General features: G+C 45.1%; 18 protein-coding genes and 1 pseudogene. 13 read left to right on the top strand and 6 right to left on the bottom strand.

The genetic code is table 11. The features are described 5' to 3' along the window. Positions 1-14 precede the first annotated feature (14 nt). From trbG to HRU77_12620, 7 genes are read left to right on the top strand one after another with little or no spacing between them, the layout of a single operon-like run. Positions 15-923: a P-type conjugative transfer protein TrbG gene (gene trbG / locus HRU77_12590; protein QOJ21443.1), complete on the top strand. Its 909-nt coding sequence runs from the start codon at positions 15-17 to the stop codon at positions 921-923. Positions 924-934: 11 nt separating this feature from the next. Then, positions 935-1,408, top strand: coding sequence for a conjugal transfer protein TrbH (locus HRU77_12595; GenBank protein ID QOJ22175.1), 474 nt, complete (start codon positions 935-937; stop codon positions 1,406-1,408). 13 nt (positions 1,409-1,421) lie between these two features. Further along, positions 1,422-2,831 (top strand): conjugal transfer protein TrbI, encoded by a 1,410-nt coding sequence (locus HRU77_12600; GenBank protein ID QOJ21444.1) that lies wholly within the window; start codon positions 1,422-1,424, stop codon positions 2,829-2,831. Positions 2,832-2,848: 17 nt separating this feature from the next. Beyond that, a complete protein-coding gene (gene trbJ / locus HRU77_12605; protein QOJ21445.1) occupies positions 2,849-3,649 on the top strand; it encodes a P-type conjugative transfer protein TrbJ in 801 nt (266 codons plus the stop codon). Between the two features lie 23 nt (positions 3,650-3,672). Then, positions 3,673-3,876, top strand: coding sequence for a hypothetical protein (locus HRU77_12610; GenBank protein QOJ19221.1), 204 nt, complete (start codon positions 3,673-3,675; stop codon positions 3,874-3,876). Positions 3,877-3,918: 42 nt separating this feature from the next. Then, the gene (gene trbL, locus HRU77_12615; GenBank protein QOJ21446.1) at positions 3,919-5,010 is read left to right on the top strand and encodes a P-type conjugative transfer protein TrbL; all 1,092 of its coding nucleotides are present in this window, start codon (positions 3,919-3,921) and stop codon (positions 5,008-5,010) included. Between the two features lie 24 nt (positions 5,011-5,034). After that, entirely contained in the window at positions 5,035-5,469 is a 435-nt protein-coding gene (locus HRU77_12620) for a conjugal transfer protein TrbN (protein QOJ21447.1), read from the top strand. A gap of 901 nt (positions 5,470-6,370) precedes the next feature. On the opposite strand, the gene HRU77_12625 is transcribed toward HRU77_12620, so the two are convergent. The 5 genes from HRU77_12625 to HRU77_12645 all read right to left on the bottom strand — a co-directional run bounded on the left by HRU77_12625 (position 6,371) and on the right by HRU77_12645 (position 10,525). Next, positions 6,371-7,003 (bottom strand): hypothetical protein, encoded by a 633-nt coding sequence (locus tag HRU77_12625; protein ID QOJ21448.1) that lies wholly within the window; start codon positions 7,001-7,003, stop codon positions 6,371-6,373. Positions 7,004-7,072: 69 nt separating this feature from the next. Further along, the gene (yut, locus tag HRU77_12630) at positions 7,073-8,008 is read right to left on the bottom strand and encodes an urea transporter (protein QOJ21449.1); all 936 of its coding nucleotides are present in this window, start codon (positions 8,006-8,008) and stop codon (positions 7,073-7,075) included. Between the two features lie 14 nt (positions 8,009-8,022). Then, the gene (locus HRU77_12635) at positions 8,023-8,589 is read right to left on the bottom strand and encodes a TetR/AcrR family transcriptional regulator (GenBank protein ID QOJ22176.1); all 567 of its coding nucleotides are present in this window, start codon (positions 8,587-8,589) and stop codon (positions 8,023-8,025) included. A 101-nt stretch (positions 8,590-8,690) separates the two neighbouring features. Then, positions 8,691-9,875: an NAD(P)/FAD-dependent oxidoreductase gene (locus HRU77_12640; GenBank protein QOJ21450.1), complete on the bottom strand. Its 1,185-nt coding sequence runs from the start codon at positions 9,873-9,875 to the stop codon at positions 8,691-8,693. Between the two features lie 86 nt (positions 9,876-9,961). Further along, positions 9,962-10,525 (bottom strand): OsmC family protein, encoded by a 564-nt coding sequence (locus HRU77_12645; GenBank protein ID QOJ21451.1) that lies wholly within the window; start codon positions 10,523-10,525, stop codon positions 9,962-9,964. 729 nt (positions 10,526-11,254) lie between these two features. Here HRU77_12645 and HRU77_12650 point away from each other — a divergent pair. After that, positions 11,255-11,931 (top strand): annotated as a pseudogene (locus HRU77_12650) (IS1595 family transposase). A gap of 161 nt (positions 11,932-12,092) precedes the next feature. Next, positions 12,093-13,091: an arsenic resistance protein gene (locus HRU77_12655; protein QOJ21452.1), complete on the top strand. Its 999-nt coding sequence runs from the start codon at positions 12,093-12,095 to the stop codon at positions 13,089-13,091. A gap of 1,385 nt (positions 13,092-14,476) precedes the next feature. Here the strand turns inward: HRU77_12655 and HRU77_12660 are convergent. Next, entirely contained in the window at positions 14,477-16,039 is a 1,563-nt protein-coding gene (locus HRU77_12660; GenBank protein ID QOJ21453.1) for a sigma 54-interacting transcriptional regulator, read from the bottom strand. Between the two features lie 264 nt (positions 16,040-16,303). On the opposite strand from HRU77_12660, the gene HRU77_12665 reads away from it, so the two are divergent. The 4 genes from HRU77_12665 (at position 16,304) to HRU77_12680 (ending at position 19,876) form a co-directional block, all read left to right on the top strand. Next, positions 16,304-16,957 carry a carbonic anhydrase gene (locus tag HRU77_12665; protein ID QOJ21454.1) on the top strand — a complete coding sequence of 218 codons (654 nt, stop codon included), beginning with the start codon at positions 16,304-16,306 and terminating at the stop codon, positions 16,955-16,957. A 102-nt stretch (positions 16,958-17,059) separates the two neighbouring features. Continuing rightward, complete coding sequence (locus tag HRU77_12670) at positions 17,060-17,302, top strand: zinc ribbon domain-containing protein (protein ID QOJ21455.1); 243 nt, start codon at positions 17,060-17,062, stop codon at positions 17,300-17,302. 58 nt (positions 17,303-17,360) lie between these two features. Further along, positions 17,361-19,049, top strand: a complete 1,689-nt coding sequence (locus HRU77_12675) for a TIGR01244 family phosphatase (GenBank protein ID QOJ21456.1) — start codon at positions 17,361-17,363, stop codon at positions 19,047-19,049. 5 nt (positions 19,050-19,054) lie between these two features. Beyond that, positions 19,055-19,876, top strand: a complete 822-nt coding sequence (locus HRU77_12680) for a sulfite exporter TauE/SafE family protein (GenBank protein ID QOJ21457.1) — start codon at positions 19,055-19,057, stop codon at positions 19,874-19,876. Positions 19,877-20,302 lie beyond the last annotated feature (426 nt).

Below are 20,302 nucleotides of genomic sequence, written 5' to 3' on the forward strand. Positions count from 1 at the left end.
AGAGGGCACTCATCATGAAACCGTTATTCGCTTTAAGTATCCTGAGCACATTGATTTTGTCCATTGGACTCGCTGCTCCAAGCTATGCCAACGGCTTGTCAGAAGCGTATTTCACCGATAAGAATCCTCAACTAACCCCGCAGGAGCGCGCCGCAATTGATCTGGCCAAGAAATGGCAATCAAGCAACCCCACCGGCACAAAGCCGGTTGCAGGACCGGATGGATCCATTCGTTTTCTGTTTGGCTCTCAGCAACCCAGCATCGTCTGTGCGGTATTGCAGGTCTGCGATATCGAATTGCAGCCGGGTGAGCAAGTGAATTCCATCCACTTGGGTGATCAGGCGCGCTGGCTAATAGAACCGGCAGTGACCGGTCAAGGATATGCTGAGGTGCAACATCTGATCGTAAAACCACTGGATGTGGGGCTGGAAACATCCTTAGTTGTGACGACCAACCGGCGCACGTATCACCTGCGCTTGCGATCTCATCGGCGTGATTTTATGCCGAGAGTGAGTTTTACTTATCCGGAAGATGCGCTGATTAAATGGGATGCGATCAGAGATAAAGAAAGCCATGCGATGGGAGTCAGGAGATCGCGCACCATTTCTGAAACCGGGGAATATCTGGGCAATCTGGATTTTGCGTATGCAGTGTCTGGGGATGCCGCTTGGAAACCGCTGCGTGTTTATAACGACGGTCTGAAAACCATCATACAAATGCCTGCCATCATGGCGCAAACGGAAGCACCGACTTTGCTACTACTGAACAAAGAAGGTGGCATTTTTAGCGATGATGAAACGGTTATGGTGAATTACCGTTTGCAGGGTGATCGCTATATTGTGGATACCGTTTTTGATCGTGCGATTCTAATTGCCGGTGTCGGCGGCAATCAAAGCCGAGTGACGATTACGCGGGGGAAATGATGATGAATAAAATGATCACCGCATCCAACTCTGTTTTTATCCTCATGCTGGTTTTATTGCTATTGAATGGTTGTGTAAGCCAACCGTATGGCAATTTTATTCAAAATCCTTCAACTACATACAGCAAAGACATGGCTGATGACGTGACAGCCCAAATAGTGCGGCTGTATCCGGCGGCCAATACGAAGTTCAATCTGCGCCATGTGGTTAATGATCCGTTTGGTCATGCCTTGATCGAGAACCTGAGACTGGCAGGGTTTGCAGTTCAGGAAGCGACTCAGCAATCAATTCAGCAGCAAATCTTTGCTGCGCCGCATCAACCTGATACTGAACCGCAAAAAGGATCCACGCTAAGTTACATCGTAGATCAGTCGGGTGATTTGTATCATGTCAAACTCATGATTGACGATATGCGATTGTCGCGCGCATTCGCGGTACAGGCCGACAGTATCCATCCTGCCGGTCTTTGGGTGAGAAAAGAATAAGGGGGTAAGAGTGATGTCAACCAATTCAAAACTCCTGTCGCCTGATTCATCCCCGGATGTAGTTGCCAAAAACGTTGGGGTGCGGCGCGTCAATAACCTGCCGATTGTTATCTTTGGCGCAATCATGCTGATATTCATGTTGCTTATGATGATCGTCGCCATGAATCGCGCAGCTGAACGCGGTCAATACGATTTTGATGGTAATCATGATGCTCAGTCGAGCAATTCTTTTGCCGCACTGATTGCCAAGGACTATATCGGCGGCATTATCGAACCCAAAACTCAGACTAAAACTCCTGATTTAACCGAAAAAGCACCCCTACAGGGAATTATTATTGAACGACCAGCGGATCTGGATCGGCCGCCTTTGCCGCCCTTTATGGATACTGTCGATCCATCGCTTCACGCTGATATTGCGCATATTCGGATGCTAAAACGCCAGCAAATGGAAGAAGCGATCAAGGCCAAAACCAATGTGAATGTCGTTGCACCGAGAAGCTCAGGATCATCGCCGAATTTAGCCAACGCCGGTGCACCTAAAACACGCGAGGAAATGTTGGCAAAATTGGCATCGGTGCGTCAACAGATCGATGTAAACCTGCGCGAAGATCCTACGGCGGCTTATCATGCGCGCCTGGCGCAGTTGCGGCAGGATGGGGGGGCGAGTGTAGCCGGAGGAATGGGAATGGGTAGAAGTGATGAATTCATGGATGATGGAACACCTCGCTTGCTGGATGACGAGGCTGGTGCTCGGGATAAGGATTATTCGCGCTTTGATTCAGCGAGTGGCGAGGAACGCTGGAAATTAAATAGCGAAGTCCAAAAGCCCGCATCGCCTTATGTTTTGCAAACAGGGTTTGTAATACCGGCAACCTTGATATCAGGTATTAATTCCAGCCTGCCGGGGCAGATCATGGCGCAGGTGAGCCAGCATATTTATGATTCACCGATCGGCAAATGGCGTTTGATTCCGCAAGGATCCAGATTGGTGGGTACTTATTCCAGCGAAGTAGAATTTGGTCAGGCACGTGTGCTGGTTGCCTGGCAACGCATTATCTTTCCGGATGGCAAGACCATGGATATCGGTGCCATGCCGGGTGCTGACGGGGTGGGTTATGCAGGGTTTAAGGATCTGGTGAATAACCATTACCTGCGCATCTTCGGCTCAGCGCTGATCATGTCGGCGATCGTGGCCGGTGCCGCGTACAGTCAGCGTGATGCAGGCGGTGCGTTCGGACGACAAAACGCCGGGAGCATCATGAGTCAGTCATTGGGTCAGCAATTGGGGTTGGTGACCGCCAATCTCATTCGGAAAAACCTGAATATATCACCCACCCTTGAAATCAGGCCAGGGTATCGCTTTAACATCATTGTGACCAAAGACATGAAGTTCTCTAAGCCATACCAATCATTTGATTATTAATGACAGGAGGTTCAAACATGACAAACAGTAAAAATCTAACCACCCGATTGATCATGATACTGCTTGTGCTGGGTAATACTGGTTATTCACCGGTTATAAAAGCCGGTGGAATGGCTGTCATTGATGTGGCAAATATCAAGCAAACCACGATTACCGCGCTTGAAGCAATTGAACAGACACAAAAGCAAATAGAGCAGTATCAGACGCAATTGCAGCAATATGAGAACATGATTCGAAACACCATGGCACCGCCTGCATATGTCTGGGCGAAAGTGGAGTATGCGATGAACAAGCTCATCAATTTGACCAATACCATACGCTATTATGAACAGCAGTATGGCGGACTGGATGGTTATATGCAGCGGTTTCGCAATGTTGAATATTATCGCAGTTCCCCGTGTTTTAGTTTGCAGGAAAAATGCAATGAGGGCGCCTGGAAACTCCTGAAGGAAGGACAAAATACCAGTACGGACGCACAAAAAAATGCCAATGATTCGTTATTACGGGGTTTAAGCGAACATCAGAATCAGATTCCAGTGGATGCTGCTCACCTGCAAGTCCTGCAACAAAAAACCGAGTCGGCCCAGGGACAAATGGAAGCCCTACAATATGCCAACCAGTTGGCCGCGTACCAGGCAAATCAGTTGCTGCAAATGCGTCAAATGCTCATTGCCCAGCATAATGCTGCCAATACGCTAAGTCAGGCCGAGGTAGACCAAAAGGCCATGCAACAGGCTGCGCGTGAGGCGGCAACCAAGCGATTGAGTCCTGAAATACTGCCAGTGGGTAGAAACTGGTCTGTCAGGGACGCCTTTTGAAACTCTAACCTAAGGAGATACCGATGAAAAAAGGTCATTTGATTATTGCAGTTATCTGTTCATTGTCTTTGTTGCTGTCGTCAGGGTGTTATAAGGATGGCGATGGCAAGCTTGAATTGAAGGAGCCTAAGAAGGAATTAAGTGAGATGCCGCCTGGAATTAGATGGACTATTAATGGGCCAGTAGATGAAACGGGTAATCCAATTGAATTAGAAAAAGCAAAATAGTTGTTCGCCTAAAATTGCGAGAAGAATCAAGAGATCAAACATATGTACAAATTATTATGTGTCTTATTAAGTACCTTGCTTCTGATATTTCTTTCTACAAAGGCATCTGCTGAGCTGGCCTACATTGATCCAGCAACCAATCAGAGTGTGTTGGATCAGGTTGTCCAAAAATTTTGGACAAAGGTTAAGAGCTGGCAAAATGTTGTTCAGGCCGCGGCCGAGCGTTTGTTCTGGACGTTGGTGCTGATTTCGATGGTGTGGACATTTGGAATGATGCTGTTGCGCAAAGCCGATATCGCGGATTTCTTTGCCGAGTTCACCCGTTTTATTATCTTTACAGGCTTTTACTTCTGGCTGCTGACCAATGCAGTATCAGGGCACAATATTGCAGGGACAATCATAGATTCGATGCAGCAACTAGGCGGAACCGCTGCTGGTCTGCCAAGTGGAGCCAGTCATGCCGGTATCATGCACACAGGTATTTTAATCTGGAACCAGGCAACTAATAGTCTTACATTTATGCAGCCTATGGATAGTCTGATGGGTTTTATCATTTCTTTGATTATTTTAATTATTCTGACAGTAATTGCAGTCAACATGCTGCTCTTGCTGATATCAGGATGGGTATTAATGTATGCAGGTATCTTCTTCTTAGGTTTTGGCGGCGCACGCTGGACATCCGATATTGCCATAAACTACTTTAAAACAGTTCTGGGTGTCGGTATTCAGCTATTTGTAATGCTCCTGATTGTCGGTATTGGCAGTGATCTGTTAACCAGTTTTTACACCAAAATGGGTAAAAACGTTCTGAATTATGAAGAACTGGCGGTTATGCTGATTTTTTCGATTGCGTTTTTTGTATTGATTTCCAGATTGCCGCTGTTGCTCGCTGGTATTATAACGGGTAGTAGCATAGGTTCGACTGTCGGAATTGGCAGTTATGGCGCCAGCGGTTTTATGGCAGCGGCAGGTACGGCGGCGGCTGTTGCATCTTATGGTGGCACATTGGCAGCAAGTCGGCTGACGGCAGCAAGAAGTGCAGGGACGAATGCCTTACGGAGTGCCATAGAAAAAGGCCAGGCTCAGGAATCGTCAGGTATGAACAATATTTCGCGAGGAGGGGTAAATAATTAATAAGGCATTTAAACGATTCGCTCGATGATGGATTTGCCGCCGGATATGCAAGAAAGGGTGGTGTGTTCAATCACTGCTGCCATCAAGTATGAAATACCCGCCAATATCTTACTGGCGATAGCCGAAAAAGAGGGCGGCAAGCCAGGTCAATGGGTCAATAATAGGAATGGCACTTACGATGTTGGTTCTATGCAGTTTAATACCTCATACCTACAAGATTTATCCAAATATGGCATCACGGCTGAGCATGTGGCAAGAGTTGGTTGTTATGCCTATGATCTGGCCGCCTGGCGGGTGCGTCTGCATATCAGGAATGACAAGGGCGACATCTGGACAAAAGCAGCCAATTATCATTCACGGACTCCAAAATATAATGCAAAGTATCGCTCTGATTTGATTGCCAGAGCTGTTAAATGGGCTGATTGGTTGGAAGAACGGATTACTTCAGCTATGGATTAATGATAGTCGCTTTCTTGAAGATGGCACTTCTAGCAATTATGGTGACTACCTTTTGCAGGGCGATTTAGCATAAATTTGGCACAGTTGGATTCTTTTGTCTTTTTAGCCCACCGGATCAAAATCCAACACTTTTTGCTATTCATTAGATACAAATTTTATAAATTTTTTGAAAATTTGTCAGTGTTTTTGATATTTCTACTGACAATTGCCAAAGCTTGTTTGATCGCTTGCAGATATTGACTCTCAAGTCTACTTTGTTTTTTGCCAATTCGAGAGATATCAACCGCACGTAATTGATTGAGACTAATATTACGATTCGGTCAAAGCCTGAACGAGTGAGTATTTCTTTGATGGGGTCGATTGCATGACAGGAAATGGGATTGAACAGGAATCTGGGCGTATCCGACGGAAAGAATTGATTAAGTACTTCGAAACTCAACCTGGCGAATGGATTGTAGTGTTCCGAGCCCCAGACATTGAACAAGTAACACCCGCCATGTCTCAATGTCCGGTGGATTTCGCGAAAAGGCATTTCTTTATCAAAAAATATGAATTGTTCATGAGGAAGAAATTTCGCATGGGCAACATCCAGCATGGAATTACTGGTGTCGATTGCAGTCAGTTGTGTGTTGCGAGCATATTACGCAACTTACGGGTATTATACCAGCACCGACGGCAACTTCAAGCACGTCCTTAAGTGATCTTTCCACGGTACGTTGTGCGATGTCGGCGCCATAGTGCTCGAAAAGCACCGGGCCGAGGTCTTGATCGTAAGGGATAGCGACGTTGCCAAAATAACCTGTCATTGAGTTCTCCAGTAAACGTTAACTGATAGGATAAAGTGTCTGATCGACCATAGTACGGTGGTCAAATGACCGGATCTTTATAAGCAGAAGAAAAACTAATCGACCATTCGTCTGAGATTATATAAAAAGACAGCTACCGCGCTTAGTAAGAGCAAAGGCCAGAACTGAATGAAAGGCTCATACCATTCCGTGCCGACCGTGATCGGGATTTCCAGATTGAATTCAGCCTGGTGCTCATCTATTCCGGAGAGACGGAATATGTATTCTCCCGTTTCCTTAATACGAATTTCCTGGGAAATGATGCCTGAATGATAATTTCCGGCAGGAGCCGAAAGAAGTGGTTGCCCTGATTTTCCATCGACTTCCCTGAACAGGGTAAGTGCTACGGGCTGTTCCCGTATAGTTACGGGATATAACAGATCGATGGTAATACTGAGCAGGCCCGGGCCGGGTATTTTTCCACACAGAATTGGAGCGGCCATTGCACTCAATGCATCTTCCGGTATTTCATAGTCATCAGGAATAAAATAAGCGGAATAGCCGATCAATAATGTATCGGACTCGATCGTGCAGGTGCCGCCACGAAAGCCTTTGGGATAAGTTTCCGATCTGTCTCCCTGAGAGCTTACGTGAAACTGCATGCCGATCACAACGATGCTCATCAATATTCCCGTGACAATTACAAGGCGCCGGGTGTGGATCGATAAATTCTGCCAGATTGTGGTCATAAACTCCTCCTGGAAATGTTTTCTGGAATCGAAAAGGGGATAATTTGCTTAACTCATTGCTGCCGAAAATCAGTATCTGGATTTACTCGCAATAAACAGGACTACCCATAAGGTAAGAATAAAGGGAGATGCCAGAACGGGCAGACCCATGGGTGTCAGTAGACTAGATAATACTGCTTGGCATAACACTGCCAGAATACCAGCTAATACTGCCAGCGCAGCACTTTTAGCAGTAGGTTCAAGAAAAACCCACCCTACCGCAATCATAGTCAGGACCGGATTGAATCCATACAGCCCTATCTCGATTACCTCCTGGCTAATCCCAATCAGCGCTGGCAAGACAACCCCGATGATTGCTCCGCCTATGGCCATGAGTGCGCCACGCAGCGAAGCGATCGCAATACCCATTAAAAGTAAACCGCCGGCAAGGATACTGTCAGTAAGGATAACTTGGCTTAGACTTCTTGCTAGCGCGCTAAACCACGTTTCGATAGGTATGGCCCCTATTTCTATCGCAGTTGTTTGAGTGCTTGCTGCGGGTAATGCTGGTCGTGCATAACTATCAAATGCGTATATCGTTATCAAAAACAACCAGCTAGTCAGGACGAATGGCGAGGTTGCAGCTGGAATCTTAAAGTTCTGGAGAATTCTCGCCAGAGTAACCCACACGATGCTTGACAGCATCGAGGCAAGTACAATGTAGAGCCAGAGCTGAGGCGTTTGCTCGAGAAATAGAAACAGGCAGGGCCCTACCAGAGTGCCGTTAAATCCATATAATCCAGCATCAATATCATCCTCGCAGAATCTGAGAGCATACGCGGTAACCGTACTGCTGATTACCCCAACGGTTGCAGCCAGCCCCAAGATTACTCCACCAGCATAGAATGCAGCCAGAACAATGAATCCCGTTACGGCATTGCAGCAGAAAACTACCTGTCCCGCACCTCTTAAAATTACTCGCAAGGGTTGGGGCAGCGCTCTGTCAATATGTAGCGACCAGTTCAAGGTAATATTCTCTCCTATGTAGCGCTGCGCAGAATATCCTCAGCAGCTAATCGTCCTATATGCGCAATTTCACCATTGCCGGTAACCATTGCTGTCACGATGGTGCCATCAATCAATAGGCTCAGTTTTTCCGTTACTATCTCGGGATTCCGTGCGCCGCTTTCCGCTACCATTGCCTGGAGTCTGGCATTTATTTTCTCCCTGTGCCCGTTGGCTATTTCCTGTATCCAGCCATTGCTCTTTTCATGTTCAGCCACGGCATTGATAAATACACAACCGAAAAAATCTTCACTGCCGAACCAGTCCTGCATTAAATCGAACAGTGCCAGGATGCGGTCGAAAGGAGAGCATTCCATTGTCGGAAGATCCAAATCAAACCAACGGAACCACATATCTGCCTCTGCCTCGAACACGGCTTTGAGCAGGTTTTCTTTCGATCCGTAATGCGTATAGAGACTGCGCCGGGATACACCCGATTCTTCAATGATTCTGGCGATACCGGTAGCATGAATGCCCACACGGCAAAACAGACGACGTGTCGTCCGCAGTATTTTTTCCTCTACTGATATTTTTCTAGGCATCGTTGTCAAGGTAATCCAGTATGCTGACATCGGCCTTCATACTGGTAGATCCATGATTTTTAAGCCATTGAGGTAAAAGAATCTCTTCAAACATTCTCACTCTATTTTGCCCCAATCTGTTTCCTGATTTTCCTGGCGATTTTGCCAGCTTCGATGCGAATTTCCCGCAACTGACCACTGAGTGGATTGACTTGTCCGATAAAGTAGAGACGGGGCGCTCCCTCGAATTCCTGGTCACCCGAAATTTTTGGCCTACCCTTCTCGTCAGCAATGCCCGGTATCTGAACAAGCTCAGGAACTCCGGTACGAAAACCGGTTCCAGCAACAATGACATCAGGTTCCAGCGTCGTCACGGTGTTATCACTATCCTGTGCTGTTCCAACAGTATTCAGAACATGTGCCATCCGCCCCGAAATTTTCTGTATCGGTCCGACGATTTTGATCCGACCGGCACGAACATCGTTAGCGAAAGGACCGTATAGAATCGGCACTACATTATTGATAGCGTATTGCCTGGTGAGGGGCATCGTTGGAAACGGGAGACCATATGCTGTCAGATCACCTATCGTTCTGCGTTGCAGAAAGCTTAGCAACATATCAACTAGATTATTGGGCAAATGCTTTAACCCTATTCCTAGGCCTACAATCGGAATACCATAAATACTTTTGGGCAAAAAGTACGGCGGTGTCCTGACAGACATCGCTACCGAGCTCGCATATTCAGTCAGTCTGCTGGCAATTTCAGCCGCAGAATTTCCGCTGCCGATCACGAGCACATGCTTTCCCGCGTAATCTTGTGCACGTTTGAATTTTGAAGAGTGAATGATTTCTCCTGGAAAAGCCTCTCTCCCTTCCCATTCAGGAATCACCGGAATACGGCAAGTGCCGATTGCCATGACAACCGCCCGGGATTCAAATTGTCGGCCATCACTGCTTGTGATCAACCAGATATCGCGGTTACGGTCATAACTGACTTTTTTAATTTCGATTCCAGTCTGTACAGTGAAACCGCCCCGAGCGGGAAATGTTTCGAGTAGATGCACGACCGCATCACGCGAAGGCCATGCTCCAGTAGATCTTGGGAATTTACTGCCTGGCAGGGCTGAAAGGAAACGACCTGTATTCAGGCGCAGACCATCATAATGATTGCGCCAGACATCCCCTACAGCAAGCGTACGTTCCAATACCAGTGGAGTCAGTTCTGCTTTTGTCAGTTCATAGGCTACCGACAAACCTGCCGGGCCTGCACCGATTACGGTCACGTCATGAATATCACTGGCTTTCATTGCTTATCTCCTTTCCTGTTTCCAACCGGGAATGTGTTCTGGCGTATATGATCCGGCCTGTAGCGTTTCGCCGTAATAAGCTGTTGTCAGTCATGTGGCATTGTGGCCTGCTCTGAATGGTGATGAATCTCGATGTTGACCGGAACCGGACGCATGATGGTGTCCGGTATGGGAGCTATCTGCTGCAGTTTTTTCAAAAGAGCGGTTACTTTGTCCAATGGCGCGTCAGTCTGTATCTCCACTACAACCGTTATATCTTCAAATCCGGGGTTGCCCGGTTCTATTGCAAAAGCCGCCCGGAAATTGACACGCCCTGAAACATGCAGGCGGAGTGATTCCACATTAATCCGGGCAACCGATAATCCGCCGATATAAGTGGCGGCAAGACAATGGCCAACGGCGGTAAGTAGAAGATCCTGCGGTGTAATACCCATGCCTCCTCCCCCATAGCGGACCGGCTCATCGCCGATGATGGTCTGATCACCATTTACGCTCGTGGTAGTGTTGTAACCGTTGTCCCAAACAACTGTCGCCTGATAGTGAGGTTTGGCAATATCGTTGTTACCCTCTATCTTAATCTGACCGTATATGACTTGGGATTGCTCAAGATCAATTCCATTGACGATATTTTTGATATTCGAGTTAACCATCGTCAGACCTCCATGACAAACAAATTAAAGAAATGAATTTTTCGCATTTGTATCCGGCATTTATATCGTCTGTTACTATTTTTTCTTTTCAAAAAAGTAGACCAGTCATTCTCTTTTTTGGGGATGATATACCGGAAATAGTAAGATGTCAAAATCAGATAAATAAATATTTATGCATCTTAACAAAGGCACTGCACACTTTATTGGAACATGCCGCGCGCAAGCGTTAAGCAGTCGTAGCGGAAGTTCATGTAACACGCGACGGCGGTTGTGAAGCGATAACAAAACTTATTTAGATATTCCTGCGAGTATTTGCCCAATACACTAGTATGTGATATGTGCCCAACAGAAATATCTTGAAATTGCCTATGATGATGTACCCAAGGCAGCCTTTTACCTGCTTTGTTTGCTGGAGTCACCCATGCGGCATGGTGTTGAGTCTCTTTCAGCGATGTCAAGCAGGGTAATGCATCACTTCTGATTTGTTGTGCTGAACGAATGTGTTGCCTGGTAAAGCGTGTTACTGAATCACCCCGGGCCGATTCATAATCTCAATAATTGCGAATGCGCGATCAAAGTTTTTTGGGGTGTGGTTATGGTTATGATCGTGGGAATGTTTATGTACCATGTATCAATTCGTTTCCCGACATGTGAATTTTCAAAGTAGCGGATAAATAAAATTGAGTCTTAGGAAGTTAAGTACTTACAAAAGTGTACTAACTTACTGAGATTAATGTTAAAAACAGATACTATTTTCGTTCTCGAATCAGAGAAGCTAAATTCAGGCAACTTATCCGCTGTTTTGCTCTGGATTTTACTGCCACAAGTACCGCACAATTGACCGATATTTCTACACGGTCTGTTAATACGATTTACCTCAAAGTCCGGCAAAGAATAGCTCAGTGTTGCGAGCTTGAATCGCCTCTTCAAGGTGCTGTAGAAGTCGACGAGTCTTATTTTGGTGCGCAACGCATCAGGGGTAAAAGAGGTCGAGGTGTTTTGGCAAAACAATTGTTTTTGGTGTATTGAAGCGCCTGGGGAAAGTATATACGGAGATTGTTCCGGATTGCTCTAAAGCCACATTGAAAACCATTATCCGTGGGCATGTAGCACCAGACATAATCATTCATTCCGATGGGTGGCACGGCTATGACGGGCTGGTCGATATCGGTTTTGATAAACACTTCAGGGTTCATCATGGCAACAACTAGTTTGCCAGTGGCGAACGGCACATTAACGGAATCGAATCTTTCTGGGGTTTTGCAAAAAGACGTTTGGCAAAGTTCAATGGCGTTCCTGAACATACCTTTTATCTACACCTGAAAGAAACAGAATTTCGATTTAATCATCGTCGTGATAATCTCTATTATGCAATTCTTAAATTACTACGTTCTAACCCGCTTTAACTTCCTAAGAACCATAAAATTATATGGAGTCGATCGAAGATTTATAGGTTGAATTACAATCGTTATACCAAAATGATCAGAATCATTGAAATAAAACGTTGCGCCAAATTATGGCACAAATTTGGCGCTGACCCGGGATGGTTTGTATTTTAAGGAAACACATGCGAAGAGAACAGCTGGAAGAAAATCAGATAGAGTTATACGCGGTAGCCTTGGCTGCCGGGGTGGGGCTTGGGTTGTGGCATCCTAACTTTGGTGCCAGCCTAGAGTATTTGATTTCCCCCGTGCTTGCGGTGCTGCTTTATAGCATGTTTACGCAGATTCCATTCCTTCAGTTGCGCGCTGCGTTCGCGAACAAACGGTTTACAGCCGCGCTATTGATAGTCAATTTCATCATCGTACCCATCGTGGTCTGGTTTTTGTCGCTTCTTTTACCGGAGCACCCACCACTGCTACTTGGGGTATATCTGGTTCTGTTAACACCTTGTATTGATTACGTTGTCGTTTTTACCCATCTTGGTCGTGGCAATGCCCGACTCGTGCTTGCTTCCACACCTTTGCTGCTGCTTACCCAGATGCTTCTTCTGCCCGTGTATCTATGGCTTTTCATGGAAGAGCAAGATGCACAAGTCATGAGTGCTGAACCATTCCTGGAAGCTTTTCTTGTATTGATTGTGCTTCCTCTGGGACTTGCCTTATCGACCGAGTTTTGGGCAAAACGCCGACGTAGCGGTGCCATCTGGCTTGAAGTCACGGCGTGGCTTCCGGTGCCCTTTATGGCAATGACATTACTTTTCGTCGTAGCATCTCAAATTGACAGAATAGACGAGTACCTTCCGGTTGTGGCACAAGTCGTGCCAGTTTATATGGCCTTCATGGCTATCATGCCGTTTCTTGCTCGCTTGACGGCATATGCGTTTCGCCTGGACACACAGGCAGGACGAGCACTCATTTTTAGCGCAGGGACGCGGAATTCGCTGGTGGTTCTGCCTTTAGCATTGGCTTTGCCGGACGGCTGGATTCTGGCATCTGTCGTCATCGTTACTCAAACGCTGGTGGAACTGGTCGGTGAGTTGATTTACATACGCTGGGTGCCTGCGATGCTCTTGCAAGAGTCTAAAAGTTTAGAAATCTCAAAAACATTTAGCAAAAAGAAATAATCAGGATCAATACGTTGCGCTTCTACCCGGGAAAGATTATGCACTCTGAAGATATTTATTCGAGGAATTATCACTTACTACCTCTTGCGGCAATAGCAATAAACAAACTCCAAACGGCGTATGGCGTGCCTCTTTTTCATGTTCGACTAGCTGAAAAGATCTCCAAATACCTCATGTAGGGCTTCGGATTGGTATCTCATCCGGGTAAGACCACTAAATTTTTCTGGCCCATCTCGGCAAGAGTGGCACCATTCACATGGTCCGTCTGGTCGAACTAAACTTAAAACCCGATCGACATAAGCATGGCGATCTGCTGGATCAGTCAAAAAATGGAACACTGCTCGGTCATGCTAAATGTCGAATCGATTCAGGAGAAATTTTGCACGGGTAATATTATCGCCTCTATCCAGTGAACAATATCCGCATGCCCCCCAACGCTGTCTGGCAACAACAAGCGCAGTTGATGATGAATCAAATACTGTCAACTCAGTATAGCCCTCGACCACAGGATCATCTACTAGCCTGGAAGTTCCTCCCTCCCACATCAATAATGGCCGCATCTTTATCGAGTCTTGTATTTTGTATTATGGATTAGTCGCAGAGACTGGTTCGCATGTTCCTGAAACCAACTGCCTGGGTCAGATGTTTTGGTAGTATATATCTAGCCTCAATGCTGCTTATTATCCATTGGTAATTTACACAAAATATCAATATCTTATATAAATTGTGAATCAGACTATATAAATCCTGTATCGTGGATATCGGATAGATTCCTAATTCTTCAGACTGACGAAGCTTAAGACGGTTCCGCAAGCTAGAATTGCACCACCTGTATCCAAAAAACTGTGAATCTGACCGGTAATATCAAACTTATCCCTATTAAGAGATTCTACCTCCATACCTTCTCCAAGCAAAAAGACTGTAACAGTATCTTCCTTGCTTACGGGAGAAAATTCCAAGCCGGAAGGTGCTCCATATAGTTTCTGGATCATTCGAGTAAATGATAATTCCGAGTTCCATTTAATCTCCTTCAATTCCATTGGTCGTCCGTTGGTTTCGATAAGAAACTAGCTGTATGCAGTATAGAATTCCTGTGTAGAATTTTGTTCAATTATTAAATTGAAATCATGCTAATCGGATTAGGGTTAGCGTGTCAGTTTCTCGTATTCGTTATGAGTACTAACACTCCGCACCAACAGCATTTATATTAGCAGTGATTTATAGAATGAATCTGTTTTTAAACGTTGTTTCTGCTTCTGTTGTAGTCTTGACGCATTGGGACTTTCTAATAATTTGACCCATACACTTCTGTTTGGGTTGAGCAAAGCTAACACTTAGGGGGCTGTCCGAATTTGCGTGGCCATTTCGAGATTGATATGATGGTTTCAATCAAAAATACGGAATTCTGCCAAGTTTATTTCGTATTTTTTTAGTTTGGCATAAACAGCACGTGAAGTAATTCCCATGTTCTCAGACACTTTTTTTATATTTCCATGGTGTTGTTTCAAAGCTGTTTCAAGGAATGATTTTTCAATTTTGGTAAGAGCATATTCTTTTTCGTCTTTCCATTCACCAATACTTTTTGTTTTAGTTGGAAGCTCTATATCCAATTCAGTCATTTCTTTGCCACTAACAAACAAGATGCTACGCTCAAGGATGTTTTCTAGCTCACGAACATTGCCTGGCCAATGATAAGTGCGGATTTTCTGCATAACTTCACGGCTTACTGATTTAACCTGTTTGTTATAACGCTTATTCAATCGCTGAATGATCAATTGCACAAGATAAGGTAAATCCTCCGGTCGCTCGACCAAGGGAGGAATACTTAAACGCACTACATTGATGCGGTAGTATAGGTCATTGCGGAAGAGATCCTGTTTAACAAGTCCTTCCAGATTCTGATTTGTTGCTGAAATGATCCTTACATCAACCGCCAAGGTTTGCTTGCCGCCAACTCTCTCCAATTCTCCTTCCTGGATTACACGAAGCAATCTGGTTTGTGCAGCTGGCGACAATGAATCGACTTCATCAAGAAATAAAGTACCGCCTTCGGCTCGCTCAAAGAAACCGTGGTGTACCTCGAGGGCTCCTGTAAAAGCGCCTTTTTCATGTCCGAATAAGCTGCTTTCAATCAAGCTTTCTGGAATCGCGCCACAGTTAATGGCGATGAATGGCTTATTGTAGCGATCGCTCATTGCATGTATGGCACGTGCTATAAGCTCCTTACCTACGCCTGTTTGACCCTGAATCAGAACCGTTGCCATAGTAGGGGCAATAATCTCAATTGATTGCAGTATTTTCTGCATCATTGGTGATTTTGCGATGATTGCAGGAGGCTGATGTTTTTCTGATATTTGCCTATTTTGTTTCTGCCAAAGTCTCTGCATACTAGTTTCAATTCGGCACTGCAATTCATTCGTATCGTTGATTTCCTTAACTGGTGTCGAATCGGTATATTCCATTCCCGCATGGCCTTTTGCTGCATGTGGATTCGTGTAAATACATACATCACACTTGCCATCTTTGCGGGCTATACTTTTTTTGATTTCAACTTTGGCGTAACCAAAGTTTCTGGCCGCGATACCTCCAAATACACTGGAAGTCATTCTACATAATTCAGGAAAATTAGTAACTTGTTCACCGAAAGGACAGCGAGAATTAGTAACTGTAATACAGTCCTGATTGCTGGAGACCAGCGAAAATTTACCTCCGATATTGTTTTTGATGCCGAGTATTAGTTCGGTATAGCTTTCATTATCGAGCTGTTCATTTTTATTAGTATTTTCTCGATAAGTTTCTTCAAAAAAACATCCTGCAGTTTGGGCTATATGCTCAATCAACTCTTCACAATGCTTTTGTCCCTGCTGTTCGCTGGCATGCATCAGTTCAAGAATGAAGGTTTGCAAAAAAAAGATCGGCGTTAACTCAGAAAGAGGATTGTTATTCATAAATTATGGATGATTAGTGAAGTTAATCTTCACTTATTGAAGCATAGCTTCACTAAGCTAGCAACAAATAAAACTTAACTTATTGTAATTAATAATAAATATTATTTTTATCTTGATGGCATGGTATTTGCTATTAACTTTATTGCATCTCGAAATAACTAGGTGCACGGGTTATATACCCTAGGAAACCCTTAAGGTTCTACTGAGAAAGTAGATCGTTTTAGGGAGTTTTAAATTTCAACCTATTACCGAGGAGACTCAAAATTGAAAACTCTCAAAGAGGAACTGGATACACGCTTAGCCTCATATGATCACTGGGCACAACGTCGCCGTCATGGAGCGGGTGGGCATAATAACCGGAAGTTGTGGGTACTTGCTTGTATGGACGAACGCCTGCCGATAGATGAGGCGCTCGGTATCCATGTGGATACCCCGGCAGGTCATGGAGATGCACATTGTTTCCGTAATGCTGGAGGAATCGTCACCGACGATGCAATTCGCTCGGCGATGCTGACTTGTAATTTTTTTGGCACCACAGAAATTGTTATTGTGCAGCACACGCAATGCGGCATGCTGTCTGCAAATGCGACTGATCTGGAAAAGGCTTTTCGTGACAAGGGAATTGATCCGGATAATATCGCGTTGGATCCAACTCTGCCAGAGCAGAAGTTAGAGAAAGGTGCATTTGCCAAGTGGATCGGAATGATGGATGACGTAGATGTAACCTGCATGAAGACCATCGAAGCATTTAAAAATCACCCTCTCATTCCCAAGGATGTAGTCATCAGCGGCTGGATCTGGGAAGTTGAAACGCGCCGACTGAGAGCACCGACACGAGACACTGAAAAACGGGCCAGGACCGATGTCACTTCTGCTCAATTCGGCGTTAAAGAAAAACAACCGCCTCGTTGGAGCTAAATTTAAGAGAAAAAACCTAAAAGCGTGACCACTTGGCATCTCAAGTGGTCATATCTTAGTGTTTCTGAAAAATGCCATTCATGTAATAAATAAGGATTCCAAATGCCAACTTATGATTACTTGTGTACACAGTGCAAGCTCCAATTTGAAGTACGTCATTCAATTAACGCATCCAACCCGGATTGTTCGGCATGCGGAAACATGACAGAAAAAGTGATTCTTTTTGCCCCTGCGATGCATGGCAACATGGCACGTGGCCGTGATCTGGCAATGCGCTCGCTTCAGCCAAAACTCGATCAAACAAATCGCGGACACGCACCTGGATGCGCATGCGGCCATCATTAGCATTCATAGATATGGGTGTTATTTAAATTTGCTTGGGATGATTTGGAAGGAGAAAAAAATGAGCATAGTTACGACAAAATTGGATGAGAAATTGTTTGTTACTCGCCAAATTAGTGTAAATGATTTGGCAGAAATAGCAGCAGCGGGATATAAATCCATTATTTGCAATCGTCCTGATCATGAAGAAGGCGATATCCAGCCCTCTAGCCTGGAACTAGAAAAAGCAGCGCGCCCATTTGGAATCAATTTTATTTATTTACCCATCGAAATTGGCCCAGTCTCCACCGAAAAGATTGAATCATTCAACAAACTACTAACTGAATTGCCCGGACCAATTCTTGCTTTCTGTAATACTGGCAATCGGGCCAGGGCATTGTATGGACTGATCAGGCAAAAACAAGAGCCCGAATATGAGGATGAATTTGTCAGAGCCGCTTGCAGTTGGACAGGTGAAGCACTTGAAACAATTCACATTCCACACGCATCCCAAGACAAGTCACTTTCAGTGGCAGCTGCTTGTAATTGGGGTAATGCGTTTGACATTGTTGTGATAGGTGGTGGCGCAGCAGGAATCGGAGTGACTGCTAGTCTCATGCACCGCAGGCCTGCTCTTCGCATTGCCATCATCGAACCCTGTGATAAACATTATTATCAGCCCGCCTGGACACTGGTTGGTGGTGGCGCTTATGACATGGCACAAACGGTGCGGAACATGGCAGATGTCATTCCACCGAATGCAGAATGGGTACAAACAGCAGCGATTGGATTTGAACCGGACAACAATCTAGTTAATCTGGCAGATGGCCGTTCAATTGGCTATAGGCAATTGATCGTTTGTCCAGGTATACGTTTGGCTTGGGAAAAAATCGATGGTTTACAAGAAACACTCGGCAAAAATGGCGTCACCTCCAACTATCATTTTGATTTGGCGCCTTATACTTGGTCACTGACGAAGAATCTCAAAAGCGGCAAGGCCTTGTTTACGCAGCCTTCCATGCCGATCAAATGTGCCGGTGCTCCTCAAAAAGCCATGTATCTATCTTCTGATTATTGGTTGCGCCATCATTTGCTGGACAATATCGAAGTCGAATTCAATACGGCCGGTGCAGTATTGTTTGGTGTAGCTGATTTTGTCCCGCCACTGATGGAGTATGTGAAACGTTATCATGCAAAACTGGCATTTAATTCCAATCTGGTAAAAGTTGATGGCACCAACAAAATAGCCGTCTTCGACATCAAGGATAGCGAAGGAAATGTTACACGCATGGAAAAGCCGTTTGATATGCTGCACGTGGTACCGCCTCAGGTTGCGCCAGACTTCATCACAAAAAGCTCTTTGGCCGATGCTGCCGGATTTTGTGAGGTCAATCCCAAAACGTTGCAGCACCCGCGTTACTCCAACATCTTTTCCTTAGGAGATGCCTGCTCTTCGCCTAATGCCAAAACAGCCGCCGCAGCCAGAAAGCAAATTGTCATAGTGGCAGAAAATCTCCTGGCAGCCAAAGAAGGGAGAGAATTTCCTAATATTTATGATGGTTATGGTGCTTGTCCTCTTACGGTAGGGGATGGCAAGGTGATATTAGCCGAATTTGGTTTTGGCGGTAAATTGCTGCCCACTTTTCCACTTAATCCGACCGTGGCAAGGCGATTTGCGTGGTTTCTAAAAGCCAGATTATTTCCTTGGTTATACTGGAACGGCATGTTGAAAGGCCGCGAATGGCTCACTCGTTCAACAGGTGTAAGTTAAGTAAAATGGAACCAGACTTAATCAGCATTCTACTGGGCTCATTCACAGGCATCGTTCTTGCACTAACAGGGGCTGGCGGTGCCATCATTGCGGTGCCGCTGCTCATGTTCAGCTTGCATCTTACGGTTGCAGAAGCTGCTCCCATTGGTTTACTTGCGGTCGGCTTGTCAGCTGCAATCGGGGCATTGTTGGCATTCAGGCAAAAAATTGTCAGATACCGGGCAGCTATGCTGATCGCAGCGACAGGTGCGCTGACTGCCCCCATAGGCATATGGGCTGCACAACAGTTGCCAAACGCACCGCTGACCTTGTTGTTTGCCTGTGTGTTAATTTATGTTGCTATTCGCATGTTTCACCAAAGCCTGGATGAAAATAACAAAGACGTGAGAATAATGGCTGATCCACCTTGCCGACTGGATGAAATCGGCGAACGTTTGGTTTGGAACATCCCTTGCTTTAGAGCATTAACATTGTCAGGCACGATGGCAGGTTTTCTGTCAGGCTTACTAGGCGTAGGTGGTGGATTTGTAATCGTTCCTACACTCAAGAAAGTCACTAATCTGAACATGCAATCCATATTGGCCACATCACTCACCATTATTGCATTGGTTTCTCTGACTGGTGTTGTTTCAGCAATACTGATTGGTGCTCTGATATGGTCGATTGCTTTTCCCTTTTGTGGTGGAACTATCGCAGGAATATTGGTTGGCAGATTATTCGCTCATCGTTTTGCAGGACATAGATTGCAGCAAAGTTTTGCCATTTTAGCAATTAGTGTTGCAATTGGCTTGATTGTCAAAGTGGTTTGGAATGCATTTTTTAGTTAGTAGTCTCATTTTTCCTTCTCTTTCCGCAAGGTGGACGATAAGCTGCGTTGTATTTGATGAACCAAAAGGAGGTTGCGCTATTTACACTTGTCAGATAGTTTAATTATAACAATATGTTTTGATGATAATTTGTTCTCAAACTGGAGGAAGTAAGTTTTATGATTTTGGTATTGAATACCGGCGCATATGAAAAAGTATAGCTAACAAGTTATGCTGAATTTATACGCAAAGATATTACACCCCCTTGTCACAATTATCAGTGCCTCACAACAATTACCTTGATCAATTCGTTTGGAAAGTTGTCGTTCGATTCAATATTTTTTTGGCCCAAATGTTGTGAGAAATGTCCCGTGGGTCACTGCCATTTTCCAGCAGTTTACTCATAATAAACTCCATCAAATACTGATAGAGGAGTATATAAGAATG

It is taken from the genome of Gammaproteobacteria bacterium (assembly GCA_015709615.1).
Lineage (GTDB): Bacteria > Pseudomonadota > Gammaproteobacteria > Burkholderiales > Nitrosomonadaceae > Nitrosomonas.

What these genes read in the sequence shown, in the direction of transcription:
- HRU77_12640 (QOJ21450.1), bottom strand. Translation starts at nt 9,875, where the DNA reads ATGAAAGCCAGTGATATTCATGACGTGACCGTAATCGGTGCAGGCCCG.
- HRU77_12645 (QOJ21451.1), bottom strand. Translation starts at nt 10,525, where the DNA reads ATGGTTAACTCGAATATCAAAAATATCGTCAATGGAATTGATCTTGAG.
- HRU77_12680 (QOJ21457.1), top strand. Translation starts at nt 19,055, where the DNA reads ATGGAACCAGACTTAATCAGCATTCTACTGGGCTCATTCACAGGCATC.
- trbL (QOJ21446.1), top strand. Translation starts at nt 3,919, where the DNA reads ATGTACAAATTATTATGTGTCTTATTAAGTACCTTGCTTCTGATATTT.
- HRU77_12620 (QOJ21447.1), top strand. Translation starts at nt 5,035, where the DNA reads ATGATGGATTTGCCGCCGGATATGCAAGAAAGGGTGGTGTGTTCAATC.
- HRU77_12610 (QOJ19221.1), top strand. Translation starts at nt 3,673, where the DNA reads ATGAAAAAAGGTCATTTGATTATTGCAGTTATCTGTTCATTGTCTTTG.
- HRU77_12600 (QOJ21444.1), top strand. Translation starts at nt 1,422, where the DNA reads ATGTCAACCAATTCAAAACTCCTGTCGCCTGATTCATCCCCGGATGTA.
- HRU77_12675 (QOJ21456.1), top strand. Translation starts at nt 17,361, where the DNA reads ATGAGCATAGTTACGACAAAATTGGATGAGAAATTGTTTGTTACTCGC.
- HRU77_12625 (QOJ21448.1), bottom strand. Translation starts at nt 7,003, where the DNA reads ATGACCACAATCTGGCAGAATTTATCGATCCACACCCGGCGCCTTGTA.
- HRU77_12670 (QOJ21455.1), top strand. Translation starts at nt 17,060, where the DNA reads ATGCCAACTTATGATTACTTGTGTACACAGTGCAAGCTCCAATTTGAA.
- HRU77_12655 (QOJ21452.1), top strand. Translation starts at nt 12,093, where the DNA reads ATGCGAAGAGAACAGCTGGAAGAAAATCAGATAGAGTTATACGCGGTA.
- trbG (QOJ21443.1), top strand. Translation starts at nt 15, where the DNA reads ATGAAACCGTTATTCGCTTTAAGTATCCTGAGCACATTGATTTTGTCC.
- HRU77_12635 (QOJ22176.1), bottom strand. Translation starts at nt 8,589, where the DNA reads ATGCCTAGAAAAATATCAGTAGAGGAAAAAATACTGCGGACGACACGT.
- trbJ (QOJ21445.1), top strand. Translation starts at nt 2,849, where the DNA reads ATGACAAACAGTAAAAATCTAACCACCCGATTGATCATGATACTGCTT.
- HRU77_12595 (QOJ22175.1), top strand. Translation starts at nt 935, where the DNA reads ATGATCACCGCATCCAACTCTGTTTTTATCCTCATGCTGGTTTTATTG.
- HRU77_12660 (QOJ21453.1), bottom strand. Translation starts at nt 16,039, where the DNA reads ATGAATAACAATCCTCTTTCTGAGTTAACGCCGATCTTTTTTTTGCAA.